11 protein-coding genes and 1 pseudogene are annotated in these 12,691 nt (G+C 73.5%); 7 read left to right on the forward strand and 5 right to left on the reverse strand.

The genetic code is table 11. The features are described from left to right. Positions 1-117 precede the first annotated feature (117 nt). Together ACFYMM_RS29040 and ACFYMM_RS29045 are read right to left on the reverse strand one after the other, a co-directional pair. Complete coding sequence (locus tag ACFYMM_RS29040; RefSeq protein ID WP_388391611.1) at positions 118-1,143, reverse strand: hypothetical protein; 1,026 nt, start codon at positions 1,141-1,143, stop codon at positions 118-120. A gap of 154 nt (positions 1,144-1,297) precedes the next feature. Beyond that, positions 1,298-1,540: pseudogene (locus ACFYMM_RS29045) on the reverse strand (response regulator transcription factor); the annotation flags it as partial. On the opposite strand from ACFYMM_RS29045, the gene ACFYMM_RS29050 reads away from it, so the two are divergent. From ACFYMM_RS29050 to ACFYMM_RS29075, 6 genes are all read left to right on the forward strand, one after another. Further along, positions 1,523-1,768 (forward strand): Smr/MutS family protein, encoded by a 246-nt coding sequence (locus tag ACFYMM_RS29050; protein ID WP_388391613.1) that lies wholly within the window; start codon positions 1,523-1,525, stop codon positions 1,766-1,768. The pseudogene ACFYMM_RS29045 and the gene ACFYMM_RS29050 sit on opposite strands and share 18 nt — an antisense overlap. A 30-nt stretch (positions 1,769-1,798) precedes the next feature. After that, positions 1,799-2,062, forward strand: coding sequence for a hypothetical protein (locus ACFYMM_RS29055; protein ID WP_388391615.1), 264 nt, complete (start codon positions 1,799-1,801; stop codon positions 2,060-2,062). Positions 2,063-2,451: 389 nt separating this feature from the next. Beyond that, positions 2,452-3,546: a ribosome small subunit-dependent GTPase A gene (rsgA, locus tag ACFYMM_RS29060; protein WP_388391783.1), complete on the forward strand. Its 1,095-nt coding sequence runs from the start codon at positions 2,452-2,454 to the stop codon at positions 3,544-3,546. A gap of 254 nt (positions 3,547-3,800) precedes the next feature. Further along, on the forward strand, positions 3,801-5,015 hold the full coding sequence (locus ACFYMM_RS29065) for an SGNH/GDSL hydrolase family protein (RefSeq protein WP_388391617.1): 1,215 nt from the start codon (positions 3,801-3,803) through the stop codon (positions 5,013-5,015). A gap of 73 nt (positions 5,016-5,088) precedes the next feature. Then, complete coding sequence (locus ACFYMM_RS29070) at positions 5,089-6,630, forward strand: protein phosphatase 2C domain-containing protein (RefSeq protein WP_388391619.1); 1,542 nt, start codon at positions 5,089-5,091, stop codon at positions 6,628-6,630. A gap of 303 nt (positions 6,631-6,933) precedes the next feature. Next, positions 6,934-7,386: an ATP-binding protein gene (locus ACFYMM_RS29075; RefSeq protein WP_388391621.1), complete on the forward strand. Its 453-nt coding sequence runs from the start codon at positions 6,934-6,936 to the stop codon at positions 7,384-7,386. Between the two features lie 92 nt (positions 7,387-7,478). Here ACFYMM_RS29075 and ACFYMM_RS29080 read toward each other — a convergent pair whose 3' ends face one another. Continuing rightward, positions 7,479-8,522: a DUF2637 domain-containing protein gene (locus ACFYMM_RS29080; protein ID WP_388391623.1), complete on the reverse strand. Its 1,044-nt coding sequence runs from the start codon at positions 8,520-8,522 to the stop codon at positions 7,479-7,481. Positions 8,523-8,962: 440 nt separating this feature from the next. Between ACFYMM_RS29080 and ACFYMM_RS29085 the strand changes: the two genes are divergently transcribed. Further along, on the forward strand, positions 8,963-9,796 hold the full coding sequence (locus ACFYMM_RS29085) for a GntR family transcriptional regulator (RefSeq protein ID WP_388391625.1): 834 nt from the start codon (positions 8,963-8,965) through the stop codon (positions 9,794-9,796). Here the strand turns inward: ACFYMM_RS29085 and ACFYMM_RS29090 are convergent. Next, a complete protein-coding gene (locus ACFYMM_RS29090) occupies positions 9,786-10,553 on the reverse strand; it encodes a hypothetical protein (protein WP_388391627.1) in 768 nt (255 codons plus the stop codon). The genes ACFYMM_RS29085 and ACFYMM_RS29090 overlap by 11 nt on opposite strands. Before the next feature lie 167 nt (positions 10,554-10,720). Beyond that, positions 10,721-12,394 carry a PucR family transcriptional regulator gene (locus tag ACFYMM_RS29095; RefSeq protein WP_388391629.1) on the reverse strand — a complete coding sequence of 558 codons (1,674 nt, stop codon included), beginning with the start codon at positions 12,392-12,394 and terminating at the stop codon, positions 10,721-10,723. Positions 12,395-12,691 lie beyond the last annotated feature (297 nt).

A 12,691-nucleotide genomic window follows, 5' to 3' on the forward strand; every position in this document is an offset into this window, starting at 1 on the left:
GCAGCTCTGCCGCCGTCGTGTCGGTACGCCCAAGCCGCAACCAACCCGTGCCCGCTACGACACCGCCCCTGGGCGATCGGCCCCTCGAGGGATGTACGACCGCCCGGTGCGAGGTGCTCACACCTTGAAGACGACGGCTTCGATCTGCCTTGGCGTCGAGTCGGCCAAACCGCAGAAGAGGTAGTCGGGTTTGGCACCGCTACTGCCACACTGGGTGATCTGCCAGCCGACGTTGGAGGAGACGTAGGTGTTGGCACAGATGGTGCCCGATTTCACCCTGGTCATGAATGCCTTCATGCCCGTCCCCGAGCCGGGGTTTCCGATGACGAGGTTCCTGCCGTTCCCCGCCCCCTTCCAGCCGCCGCCCTGCCAACCGCCTTTCGCCATGTAGGCGTTGGCCTCGTTCCCCGACGTACCTGCCGTGGAGAGCTCGACGGCTTGGATGGGCCCGTTGTTCCCGGTCCCGCCCGCCACGCCGCCGTCGCACACCGGACCCTCCCAGCCGACGCCGGTCACATAGGCCCGGTAGCAGATGTGCCGACCCGGGTGGGCGGCGGCCAGTCGTACGACGGCGGCCGCGGCGGTCGTCGGAGCCGACGTCCTCTGCCCGGACGAGTCCGGGGCCACACCCTGACCGGCGGCCTCGGCCGCCGCCTTCGACGCGCTGGGCTGGTCGGCCGTCGCGTCGGCCTTGGCGGTCTGCGTGGGCGAGGCCGACGGCGAACCGGGCCAGGGCGATGGCGAGTTGGTGGGGCGACCGCCGGGCGGGGGGCTGATCCGCGGGGCCAGGACGGGGTCGCCCTGGGGCGCCGCCAGGCGGGTGCGGGGCTGCTCGCCGTGATGTCCCACCAGTACGACCGACACCGCGATCACCACCACTCCGGCGATGGACGCGGCGGCGAGTGCCCGGCCGCGTCCGGTTACCGCCGCCTTCTCCGCGGCCGGATCCGCGGAGCCGGCCGCGGTCGCCGACGCGGACTCAGCACCCGTCGACGCGGCCCCGCGACTCGGCGGAGCGGACTCGGCACCCGCCGAGGCGGGCCCGGGATTCGGTGGAGCGGCCGACCCCGCGGGGGAGAGGGCGGCCTTGGCGCGGGGCGACAGCATGGCGCCGGGGTCCCCGGCGGCAAGGGTCAAGTTCACGGCACGGCGAACCGGTTGGGAGGCTCTGCCGGTTTCTGGGGAGGTCTCCTGTGACTCTTCGGGCTGACGCGGCATCCTCGGCTGTCTCCTTGTCGTTCTGGGTGCGGCTGAAGCTCTGTCCCACCCGCATCGAGATCGGGGGCGCGCGCCGGCGTCAGATGAGCCCGGAGCGTATGGCATAGGAGACGGCGTGGGCACGGTTTCGCAGTTGCAGCCGTTTCATCACGCCGTACAGGATGTACTTCACGGTCCTCTCCGAATACGAGAGCTTCTGCGCGATCTCGGACAGTTCCCGGCCCTCGGCGACCAGGCGCAGTACATCCACCTCGCGGTGGCTGACCCCGGAGGCCGTCAGCCCACGGGGGGTGAGGACCTCGCGATGCGTTCGCTGGACCTGCATCCGCTGTTCAGGAACGAACGCGACATCGACCGTGCCGTCCGTCAGATCATCTTCAAGGCGGCGGCGACCAAGGCCGACCTGGTGGAGATCATCCCCGGAAAGGGCCGAGGACAGCTCAGGGCCCGCGTTCTGGCGATGCTCGGTCAGCCGCAACTGAAGAAGCTCTACGTCCGATACGAGGTCGACCCCTCGAACGAGGGCCGCATCCTGGTCCGCTTCAGGTGAGCCGTCGGAGCCCGTCACCGGAGGTAGCGCATGACACGATGGGGCACGGCCTTCTCCCGCCGTACGCGGGGCGAGAAGGCCGCAGGCGGTGAGCCGGCCGAGGACGCGGTCGACGACGAGACGCCCGTTGTGGTGGACCAGCGCGACGGACTGCTGCTGATCCGCACCTCCCCGGCCGCCTCGCCCGGACCCGAGGAAGTGGCGGAACTCGCCCGGACGCTGGCCGCCGCGGACGCCGGACTGCCGATCGCGACCGTGGTGGAGACCGGAAGGGGCGACACGGCCGGGGAGTAGCGCCAGGCCCTCGCCCGCGTCGTGAGCGCGGCGGCTTCCGTAGAGGAACGTGAGCCGAGGTTCCCTCCGCGTGGTCTGGATGATCTCCAGCCAGACCTGGTTCGCCGCGGCATCGCGCAGGGGGAGGCCGCGCAGGTAATTCGCTGGCGAGGGCTGCCCGTTGCCTCTAGGGTCGCCTGTGTTCGCGCGGCGGCCGGTTGAGTTGTCGTGGTGGTTCGGTGTGGTTGAGGAGGTGTGACCGATGGCTGTCTCTGCGGTGGGTGCTGCGGGCATCCGGACGTTCATCCAGTTCACCTCCGTGGCTTCCGGCTGACCTCTCCTTTTCCGCGCCGACGTGCGTGTGCCGGGGCCACCCTTCGAAGGGTCACCCCTTGTCTTTCTCCTCTTCCATGGGTTCGTCGTCGTCCTCGCATCCGCTCGTGCCGTACGGCTGGGATGCCGATTGGGAGGCGGCTTTCACCCCCTACGCCGAGCAGGGCCTTGTGCCCGGCCGTGTCGTACGGGTCGACCGCGGTCAGTGCGACGTGGTCACACCGGTCGGGACCGTGCGTGCCGACACCGAGTTCGTCGTCCCCCGTGACCCGATGAAGGTCGTCTGCACGGGGGACTGGGCCGCGGTCGACCCGGAGGGCGGCGACCCGCGGTACGTGCGGACGCTGCTGCCTCGCCGTACCGCCTTCGTGCGCTCCACCTCCTCCAAGCGGTCCGAGGGGCAGATCCTGGCCGCCAACGTCGACCACGCGATCGTCGCCGTGTCCCTGGCGGTCGAACTCGACCTCGACCGCGTCGAACGATTCCTGGCCCTGGCCTGGGAGTCCGGCGCGCAGCCCGTGGTCGTGCTGACCAAGGCCGATCTCGTGCCGGACCCGTCGACGCTGGCCCATCTCGTCGAGGACGTCGGGACGACGGCACCCGGTGTTCCCGTACTGACCGTCAGCGCCCTTCTGGAGGAGGGGCTGGACGTCCTGCTCGCGCTCCTCGGCTCCGGTACCTCCGTGCTGCTCGGGCAGTCCGGGGCGGGCAAGTCCACCCTCGCCAACGCGCTGTTCGGCCAGGACGTGATGGACGTCAGGGCCGCCCGGGACGTCGACGGCAAGGGACGGCACACCACCACCACCCGCAACCTGCTCGCGCTGCCCGGCGGGGGCGTGCTCATCGACACGCCCGGGCTGCGGGGCGTCGGGCTCTGGGACGCCGAGAGCGGGGTCGGACAGGTGTTCTCGGAGATCGAGGAACTCGCCGACCGCTGCCGGTTCCAGGACTGCGCGCACGAGGCCGAGCCCGGGTGCGCGGTGCTGGCCGCCGCCGACTCCGGTGAGCTGCCGCTGCGACGACTGGAGAGCTACCGCAAGCTCAAGCGGGAGAACCAGTGGATCGTGGCCAAGACCGACGCGCGCCTGCGGGCCGAGCTTCGCAAGGACTGGAAGAAGAGGGGAGCGGAAGGGAGGGCGGCGATGGAGGCCAAGCGGGGGCGCTGGCGGTAGCCAGAGGCAGAGGCAGGAGGTGGCGTGCGCCGGCGGCCGGGTTGGCTGGCGTGCGCCGGTTCACGTCGTCCAACGCCTGGCGGCGGCGGGAGACTTGGACGCCCGCCCGGTGGGCGGGGCCGGCCGTCCGCCGCCGCGTGTACTTCCCGCTCGGCCGTCCGGGTGTTCCTGTCCGTGATGTTCCGCCGCTACCCGCCGGACTTGTGGCACGGTCACCTCCGGCGGGCCACGGGCCGGCGGAAGGGCGGGCACACATGGCCAAGGTCGGACGGGTTGTCCTGGCGGCGCTGCTGACGATGATGGGGACGACGGTGACGGCCGTGGCCGAGCCCGCGCCGCCCCTGCCTCCCCAGTGGACCGGCACCTGGGAGACCGCCCCCTCAGGCACCGCCGCCGCCCTTCCCGGCACCGCCGTCCGCAACGTCGTGCACCTCAGCGTCGGCGGTACGGCCCTGCGCATCCGGCTCAGCAACCGGCTGGGCAGCGCCCCCCTGACGCTCGGCGCGGTCACCGTCGCCGTACGGCGGGCGACCGGCCCGGACGCCGTACCCGGCACCCTGCGCACCGCCACCTTCCACGGCGCCCGCACGGTCACCGTCCCGCCGGGACAGGACGTGCTCACCGATCCGGTGCGGCTGGCCGTGCCGGACGCCGCCGACCTCCTCGTCACCGTCCTCGCCCCCGCCGGCGACGGCCCCGTCACCTACCACGGCACCGCCCTGCAGACCAGCTACCTGTCCCACGACGGCGCCGCGCACGCCGCCGACGAGGACGGCGCCGCGTACACCGTCACCACCAACCACTGGTACTACGTCACCGGCGTCGACGTCCTCGGCGCCGCCGCCGGCAGCGTCGTGGCGTTCGGCGACTCCCTCACCGACGGCACCGGATCCACCCCCGACACCGACCACCGCTGGCCGGACCGGCTCGCCGAGCGCCTGCGACCCCGGGGCCTCGGCGTCCTCAACGCCGGTGTCGCCGGCAACCGGCTGCTGCGCGACGGCACCGGACCGGCCGCGCTGTCCCGTCTCGACGCCGACGCCCTGTCCCGGGCCGGGGTGCGGGTGCTGATCGTGCTGGAGGGCATCAACGACATCAAGGGCACCCCGCGGGCGGAGGACGCCGGCGCCTTCGCGGACGCCTACCGGACGATCGTCGCCCGCGCGCACGCCCAGGGGGTCCGGGTCATCGGCGCCACCCTCACGCCGTACGGCGGATACGCCGGCTTCACCGCGACCGGCGAGGCGGTACGGCAGCGGGTGAACGCGTTCATCCGTACCGGCGGCGCCTTCGACGCGGTCGCCGACTTCGACGCCGCCGTCCGCGACCCCGCCCGGCCCGAGCGGATCCTGCCCGCCTACGACCCCGGCGACCACCTGCACTTCGACGACGCGGGCATGCGGGTGCTGGCGGACACGGTCGCCGCCCTGTTCCGCGCCGGGGCACCGCAGCCGGCCGGCCACCCGTGATCAGCCCTCCTCATGGGTGGGATTTTCCCGATGCCCCGTTTTCTTCCGGCCCGCGCGGTGGACAATTGGGGGCATGAGCCAGCAGGGGGGCAGGCCCGCCCGACACGAGGACGACTGGTGGGGGCAGCTGTACGACGACTCCACCGAGGACACCGGCCCCACGGCCGCACCCGACTCCCTCGACGACCGCTTCGCCTCGGCGAAGCACACCGTCGCGGGACGCGCGGGCGGCGGGCGGGAGGCCGAGCCGCAGGAGCCGCCGCCCAGGGAACCGACGGTGCCGGCGCAGCGGTCCGGCGGGCCGTCGGCGCCCGCGGCCTTCCCGCCGGGGCCCATGCCCCCGGGGTTCACCGAGCGGTCCGCGCCCGATGGGCCCCGGCCCCCCGCCGAACCCCCCGCCGAACCCCCCGTCCGGAACGCCACGGCCTGGCCGTGGGACATCGAACCGGACCCCGACCCGGACCCCGGCCCGGAACCTGCCCCGCAACCGGCCCCTCTTTCCGACCCGGTGCCTGCCCCGGCTCCCGCCGCGGCGCCCGCCCCCGATCACGGCCCCGAGCCCACCGCACCGCAGCCGCAGCCCCAACCCCAGCCGCAGGCCCAGCCCGAGACCTCCCCCTCCTCCTTCCCCCCGCCGCCACCCCTCTCCTCCGTCGACTACGTCGGTTCCGGCCCCCCGACCTACGACGCCGAACCCACCGCCCTCCCGGTGGCTGACCCGGACGAGCTGGACGAACTGGTCGCCGACACCGTGCTGGACGGGGCGCGCTACGGGGCCTGCACCCTGCGGGCGGTGTCGCTGCGCGGGGACTCGGCCCGGTTCCGGGGGGAGCCGCGCCGGGACGCGCTGCTCACCGCGCGGTTCGGGACGGGGGAGCAGGCGCTGATCCTGGTCGCGATGGCGACCGGCGCACGGGCCACACCGGGCGCGCACCTGGCGGCGGCCGAGGCCTGCCAGTGGATCGGGAGGGCCGTCGGGCGCAGTCACCAGCGGCTCGCCGAGGACCTGAGGGCGGCCCGGCGCGGCGACCTGAAGGCGGGCCTGCACCGGCTCACCGACCGCAGCCTGGGCAAGCTCCGCGCCAGCGCCGTGGAACAGGGCATCGACCCGGAGGAGTACGCGGCCGGCCTGCGCTGTCTGCTGCTGCCGGCCGACCCGCAGTGCCGTACCCGGGTGTTCTTCGGCGTCGGTGACGGGGGACTGTTCCGGCTGCGCGACGGCGAGTGGCAGGACATAGAGCCGCGCGTCTCGGCCGTCGACGCCACCGGCGGCCCCGTCGTCGGCTACGGCTCCCCGCCGGCCGAGACCCCCGAGGGCGACCGGCTCACCATGGACCTCGGCATCCCGACCCCGCCGAGCCCGTACGAGCCCGCCCCCGAACCGCCCCGCGAACCCTTCCGGTTCCGGGCCTCGGTGGCCCGGCCGGGGGACGCGCTGGTGATGTGCTCCGGCGGACTGGCCGACCCGCTGCGCGGCGAGCCCGCGCTCTGTGCCTACCTGGCCCGGCGCTGGTCGGGCCGCCCGCCCGGCCTCGCGGAGTTCCTCGCGGACGCCCAGGTGCGGGTGAAGGGGTACGCCGACGACCGTACGGCGGCGGGTGTCTGGGAGGCGTGAGCGCCGTGCGGCCCCCGGCGTGAGTGGATTTCGGCCAGGTTCGGCGGCGTGGGGCGGGACGGGTCCGGGTGCCGTGCTGGCGTCCCGTCCCCTCACGCGGCGATTGATCGCCTCTTGTCCCGTTTCGCCCGGCCGGACGGGCGCGGAAAACGGGGTGGCCGAACACCTGGGCGTCAACGATTTGACATGACTGGCCCGAGTACGAACGGGCATGGATCCCCGTGAACGTGTTCGATCAGGAGGGGTAACGGCAACAGCGTGCGGGCGGGGGTCATGAAAAGGCAGGCACGAGGGGGCGGTCCCGTGGCCATCGGGGCCTCCTCGGCGAAACCGGCGGGGGAAGAGACCGACACCATCACGGAACGGGCGCACGCGGCCCAGCTCAGGCGAAGGCTCGGGCGGGCGGACCTGCGGGCGGTGCCCGAGGCGCGCCGGGCGCTGCGCGAACTGCTGCGGCACTGGGGGAAGCCGGGCCGCTCCGAGATAGCCGAACTGCTCACCAGCGAACTCGTCACCAACGCACTCGTCCACACCGACCGCGACGCCCTCCTGACGGCCGTCGTGGGCCCGCACGGGCTGCGTGTGGAGGTACGGGACTTCGTGGCCCGCAGACCGCGCCTGTGCGCACCGGACATCACCGACGGCACGCACGGCCGGGGCCTGGTCCTGGTGCAGTCCCTGGCGGACGCGTGGGGGGTACGGCCGCACGGGGTGGGCAAGTCGGTGTGGTTCGAACTGGGGGCGGAGGCCGCCTGAAAGAGGGCCCGAGAGAGGGCCTGAAAGAGGGCCCGGACGACGGGACGGGGGCGTGACCGCGTGGTCACGCCCCCGTCCCGAGGTGCGGCGTACTAGCCGAACTGCTGCTCAAGATCCTTGAGCTTGCGCTCCAGCGAGTCCAGTCGCGGCAGCGCCATGGTGTCGTCCTCCGCCGTCAGGTCCACCGTGACGGGGTCAGACGCCTTCCGAACGGGCTGAAGGGAGGGCCGAGAGCGTACGGGCAGTTGTTCCGGCGCCGATATGGCAGGCTCCGCGGTGACCTGGGCGGAACCACGTTCCACGGCCTGCACCTCGACCTGGCGGCCGCCGCCCCGGCCGACGATCCCGCGCTGGCCGCGGCTGATCGCCTTGAGCTGGGCGCGCTCGACCCGCTGCTGGTCACGCCGCCGCTGGCGGTTGTCCTCCTTGCGCTGCTTGTCCTCGCGCACCTCCTCGACCGCCTCGTCGAGGCTGCGCACGCCCTCCAGGAGCATCAGCGACCACGCCTTGTAGGTCTCACGGGGGGCCCGGAGCCAGCGCACGATACGGATCTGCGGCAGCGGACGCGGCACCAGGCCCTGCTCGCGCAGCGCCGCCCGGCGGGTCTGCTTCAGCGCGCGGTCGAACAGGACGGCGGCCGACAGCGACATGCCGGCGAAGAACTGGGGCGCGCCCGCGTGGTCCACTCCCCGGGGCGCGTGCACCCAGTTGAACCAGGCCGCGGCGCCCGCGAACGTCCATACGAGTATCCGGGAGCCGAGGGCCGCGTCACCGTGGCTGGCCTCGCGCACCGCGAGCACGGAACAGAACATGGCCGCGCCGTCCAGGCCGAACGGCACCAGGTACTCCCAGCCGCCGGTCAGGCCGAGGTTCTGCTGGCCGAAGCCGACGAGGCCGTGGAAGGAGAGCGCGGCGGCGACCGCCGCACAGCAGAACAGAAGGCCGTAGGAGGCGGTGCCGTAGATGGCCTCCTTGCGCCGGCGGCGCTCCTCGCTGCGCTCCCACGAGTCGTCCGCGCTCGCGTTCTCCCCCGAGGAGCGCTTGCCGCGCGCGAGCACCGCCACCGCCGCCAGCAGGCCCAGGAGCAGTACGGCGCCCGGAAGCAACCAGTTCAGCGATATGTCGGTCAGTCTCATCTGGGGTCCCTTGCATTGGGATAGGGCGTAACGCCCGCCATAGTGACCCAATCCCTCCGGCCCTCAGGGGGTTTCGGGGCAAGAGGCCGCCAAGGAAGTGCAAGGGAATGCCCAGGGCGGCGTTCTGCTCGAACTGCCGCATGAGGGGCGGGAGTTGAGTTCGAATAAGAGTACCCGCACGGATGGTTCCCCGGAAAGTTCCCGTGACGGGTGAGGAAGTTGTGAATTGCCTGTCGACGCACGGGTGTCCGGTTCTCGACGATCTTAGTGGATGCCGGGGTGTGCCTTCGCCCCCTGGGGGACCGCCGCGAGCAAGGTGAGGCTGGCCTCACTATCCTTAATGAAAGGTGAACTGTCGCCTGGTGCGCCTATGGTGCTTGACGGACAGGTAACAACCCGCCGTTAATGACCCAAGTGCCGACGAGCCGGAGGAGAACCCCGTGAACCAGGGCGCGCAGGGCTCCTCCATCGATACCGAGGAGTACCGGTACCGGGTGCCCGCACAGGTGCGGGCCGTCGACGTGACCCGGGAGCGGGACAACGACACGCCGGGCGCGCGGGGCGAGCACACGCACGGCGAGCAGCCGGTGCCCCGGCCCGGTCCCGGTCCCGGGGCCGGCCGGCCCGCCGTGCAGCGCTCCTCGGTGCGCGGGCAGATCCTCGACGCGCTGCGTACGGCCCTGGTCGCCGGGGAGCTGGCGCCCGGCGAGGTGTACTCGGCGCCGGTGCTCGGGGAGCGGTTCGGCGTGTCCGCGACGCCTGTGCGTGAGGCCATGCAGCAGCTCGCGCTGGAGGGGGCGGTCGAGGTCGTGCCGAACCGCGGGTTCCGGGTGGTCGAGCGGGGGACGCGGGAACTGGCCGAGCTGGCCGAGGTGCGGGCGCTCATCGAGGTGCCGGTCATGCTGCGGCTGGCCCGCACGGTGCCGGCCGAGCGCTGGGCGCAGCTGTGGCCGCTGGCGGAGGACACGGTACGGGTGGCGGCCTCCGGCTGCCGGGCCACGTACGCGGAGTCCGACCGGGCCTTCCACCGGGCGGTGCTAGCCCTGTCCGGCAACGAGCAGCTCGTCCGCATCGCGGAGGACCTGCACCGCCGGGCGCAGTGGCCCCTGGTCGGCGGCTCGGGCCGCCCCGGCCGCGCCGACCTGGTGGCCGACGCGGCGGAACACACCGCGCTGCTGGAAGCGCTGACCGCACGCGACCTGGGCGCGGTGCGGGCCCTGGTGGCGGAGCACTTCGCCGGAGCCGCCCAGCCTCTTGTGCCGCCTAGGCCGTAGCCGCCCCCGGTGTGGGCAGCGTCAACTGCTGGGCCAGCCAGGTGGGTACGCCCCCCAGCAGCCGGAACAGCCGCCGCGCCTCCTCCCGCAGCCGGGAAGCCTCCGGTTCGGTCTCCGCCTCCGCCAGGGAGGCCAGCGCGGGAGCCGTCCCCACCAGGTACCCCAACTCCTCCCGGATCCGCAGCGACTCGGCGAAACCGTGCCGCGCCTCCGCCAACTCCCCGTTGCGCAGCGCGAGTCCGGCCAGATGGCGCCAGGTGAAGGACATCAGCAGCGGGTCGGCGTACGCGGCGGCGGCGGCGTGCGCGCGCCGGTACGCGGCGGCGGCGGCCTGCGGGGACCGGGAGAGGTTCTCCGCCAGCAGCCCCCGCCGGAAGTCCAGCAGCGCCCGGCCGGCCGCCCCCGGGGGGATCAGCGCCGCCGCCCGCCCCAGCGCGGCCCGCGCCTCGTCCGCCCGGTCCCGCACCCCGTGCAGTGTGGACGCGTAGGCCAGCTGCCCGCGTTCACAGGCGGCGGCGCCCCGCTCGTCGTCGCTCCGCGCCAGCGCCTCGGCCGTGCGCAGCGCGTCCTCCGCCTCTTCCCAGCCCCGCTCGGTGTACAGGCACCGCTCGACCAGCAGTCCCGCCCGCTGCAGCGCGGCGGCCGCGGTGTCCGGCCGCAGCAGGGCCGCCGCGTCGGCCCAGCAGGCACGGGAGCGCAGCCGCCACACCGCGGTCTGGAGAGGATCGTCACCAGCGGTCGTTCCGTTACCAGACATGGCGGAATGCGCCACGTTTTCCTCCCCGAGCACGCCATCGAGCTTTGAGTGGTGGCGGCATTCCAGCACCATTCGCCGGGCCGGGCCAAGGGGGCGGGTGAAGGATTTCACAAAGTCGTGGGACACCGCACCGGCGCCGACACCGGCCGCGCGCCCCCCTCCTGACCTCAGCTCATGCGCAACGCCAGGAAGAAATCGAGCTTGTCCTCCAGACGCGACAGGTCCCGGCCCGTCAACTGCTCGATCCGGCCCACGCGGTAGCGCAGCGTGTTGACGTGCAGGTGGAGCCGGGTGGCGCAGCGGGTCCAGGAGCCGTCGCAGTCCAGGAAGGCCTCCAGAGTGGGGATCAGCTCCGCGCGGTGCCGGCGGTCGTAGTCGCGCAGCGGGTCCAGCAGCCGGGCGGTGAAAGCGCGGCGGACGTCGTCGGGGACGAACGGCAGCAGGAGCACGTGCGAGGCCAGCTCCTGGTGTCCGGCCGCGCAGACCCGCCCGGGGCGTGCCGCCGCCACCCGGCGCGCGTGCCGGGCCTCCTCCAGGGCGCCGCGCAGCCCCTCCGCCGAGTGCACGGCCGCGCTGACGCCGAGGGTGAGCCGGCCGTCGTCGTTCAGGCCCGCCGACAGCGGGTCCCGCACGGACCGCAGCAGCGCGTCGGCGAGGATGCCGGACTCCGAGCCGTCGTGTTCGGCGGAGACCGCCGGCAGCGGTACGAGCGCCACGGCCTCGTCGCCGGTGTGCGCGACGGCGATGCGGTCGGACGGCTCCGGGCCCGTGGCCAGCGGGTCCACCAGGATCTCCTCCAGCAGCGACTGGGCGACCGGACCGGCCGGCACCTCGCCGCCGTCCCACTCGACGCGGGCCACCACGACCTGCCAGTGCGGGGCCGCCCCGAGCCCGGGCAGCAGCACCGGCGCGGCCACCCGCAGCCGGGCCGCTATCTCGGCCGGCGCCGCGCCCGTCTGCACCAGCTCCAGGACCTCCTGGGCGAGCCGCCGCCGTACGGTGCGCGACGCGTCCCGCCGGTCCCGCTCGACCGCGATCAGCTGGGTGACGCCCTGCAGCAGGTCGAGGCGCTCCTCCGGCCAGTCCCCGGCGTCCGCCTCGACGGCCAGCAGCCAGTCCGACAGGACCGTCTCGCGCACGTCCCGGGCGGCCTGCGGGGAGCGGCCGGAGCTGCGGATCGGGAACAGCGAGTACGTCGTACCGGCCGACGCGAGGCGGTGCGGGCCGCGCCGGCCGGTGCGGGCGGCGGCCAGGTGTTCGGCGGCCAGCCGGGCGCACGTCTCGGCGGGCAGCGCCGGGCCGGCGGCCTTGGAGCCGGCGATCAGCCGTCCGGTGGGGGAGAGCACCCAGGCCCGCAGGTCCAGGTCCGAGCCGAGCAGGTCCAGCACCACGTCCGGGCCGCCGCCCGCCGGGCCCGAGGTCATCATCCGGCGGTGCCGGTCCACCACCGCCGCCAGGTCCCCGGCCCGCTCGCCGGACACCTGCCGTACGACATGCTCGGTGATCGTGGCGAACGCCACCGACTCGTGCACCGCGAACAGCGGCAGCCGGTGCCGGGCGCAGGCCAGGACCAGGTCGTCCGGCACGTCCCCCAGCTCGGCCTCGCCCGCCGCCAGGGCGGCGACCTGGGCCTGCACCAGGAGCCGTACGAACGGCTCCGAGTCCGCCGCGTCCCGGCGCCAGGCCAGCCCCGTCAGCACCAGCTCGCCACCGGCCAGGTACCTGCTGGGGTCGCGCAGGTCGGTGGTCATCACGCCCCGTACGGAGCGGTCCAGCTCGTCCTCGCCGCCGAGCAGCCGCAGGCCCAGCGCGTCGGTGTCCAGCAGTGCGCGCAGCCGCATCTCGTCCGCCGCCGTTCTTTGTCTCGAAAACTACGATGAATCTTGACGGGTGCCGTGGGAGGCGCCCGGCGAGTGGGTGCGCGGGCCGCACTCCTGGCCTGCCGGGCCGTGTCCAGCTGTTTCCCGCGTTTCCACAGGAAAACCGGGGGGTTTCTGATGCCCTCCGTTCATACGAATCTACAAGATGCCCGCGATGGCCAGCCAACTCCTTCATGGTTTCGGTGACTGACCCCCTTGGAGCACCGGGCGGTGTACTGAGTCCACTCCGCGTTAACAGCACATGAACGAGCCGGGCCC

The organism is Streptomyces sp. NPDC006739 (assembly GCF_042869815.1).
Lineage (GTDB): Bacteria > Actinomycetota > Actinomycetes > Streptomycetales > Streptomycetaceae > Streptomyces.

Bases quoted from the DNA above. Each gene is read 5' to 3' on its own strand.
- ACFYMM_RS29090 (WP_388391627.1), bottom strand. From the start codon at position 10,553: ATGTCTGGTAACGGAACGACCGCTGGTGACGATCCTCTCCAGACCGCG.
- ACFYMM_RS29095 (WP_388391629.1), bottom strand. From the start codon at position 12,394: ATGCGGCTGCGCGCACTGCTGGACACCGACGCGCTGGGCCTGCGGCTG.
- rsgA (WP_388391783.1), top strand. From the start codon at position 2,452: ATGGGTTCGTCGTCGTCCTCGCATCCGCTCGTGCCGTACGGCTGGGAT.
- ACFYMM_RS29080 (WP_388391623.1), bottom strand. From the start codon at position 8,522: ATGAGACTGACCGACATATCGCTGAACTGGTTGCTTCCGGGCGCCGTA.
- ACFYMM_RS29050 (WP_388391613.1), top strand. From the start codon at position 1,523: ATGCGTTCGCTGGACCTGCATCCGCTGTTCAGGAACGAACGCGACATC.
- ACFYMM_RS29065 (WP_388391617.1), top strand. From the start codon at position 3,801: ATGGCCAAGGTCGGACGGGTTGTCCTGGCGGCGCTGCTGACGATGATG.
- ACFYMM_RS29070 (WP_388391619.1), top strand. From the start codon at position 5,089: ATGAGCCAGCAGGGGGGCAGGCCCGCCCGACACGAGGACGACTGGTGG.
- ACFYMM_RS29055 (WP_388391615.1), top strand. From the start codon at position 1,799: ATGACACGATGGGGCACGGCCTTCTCCCGCCGTACGCGGGGCGAGAAG.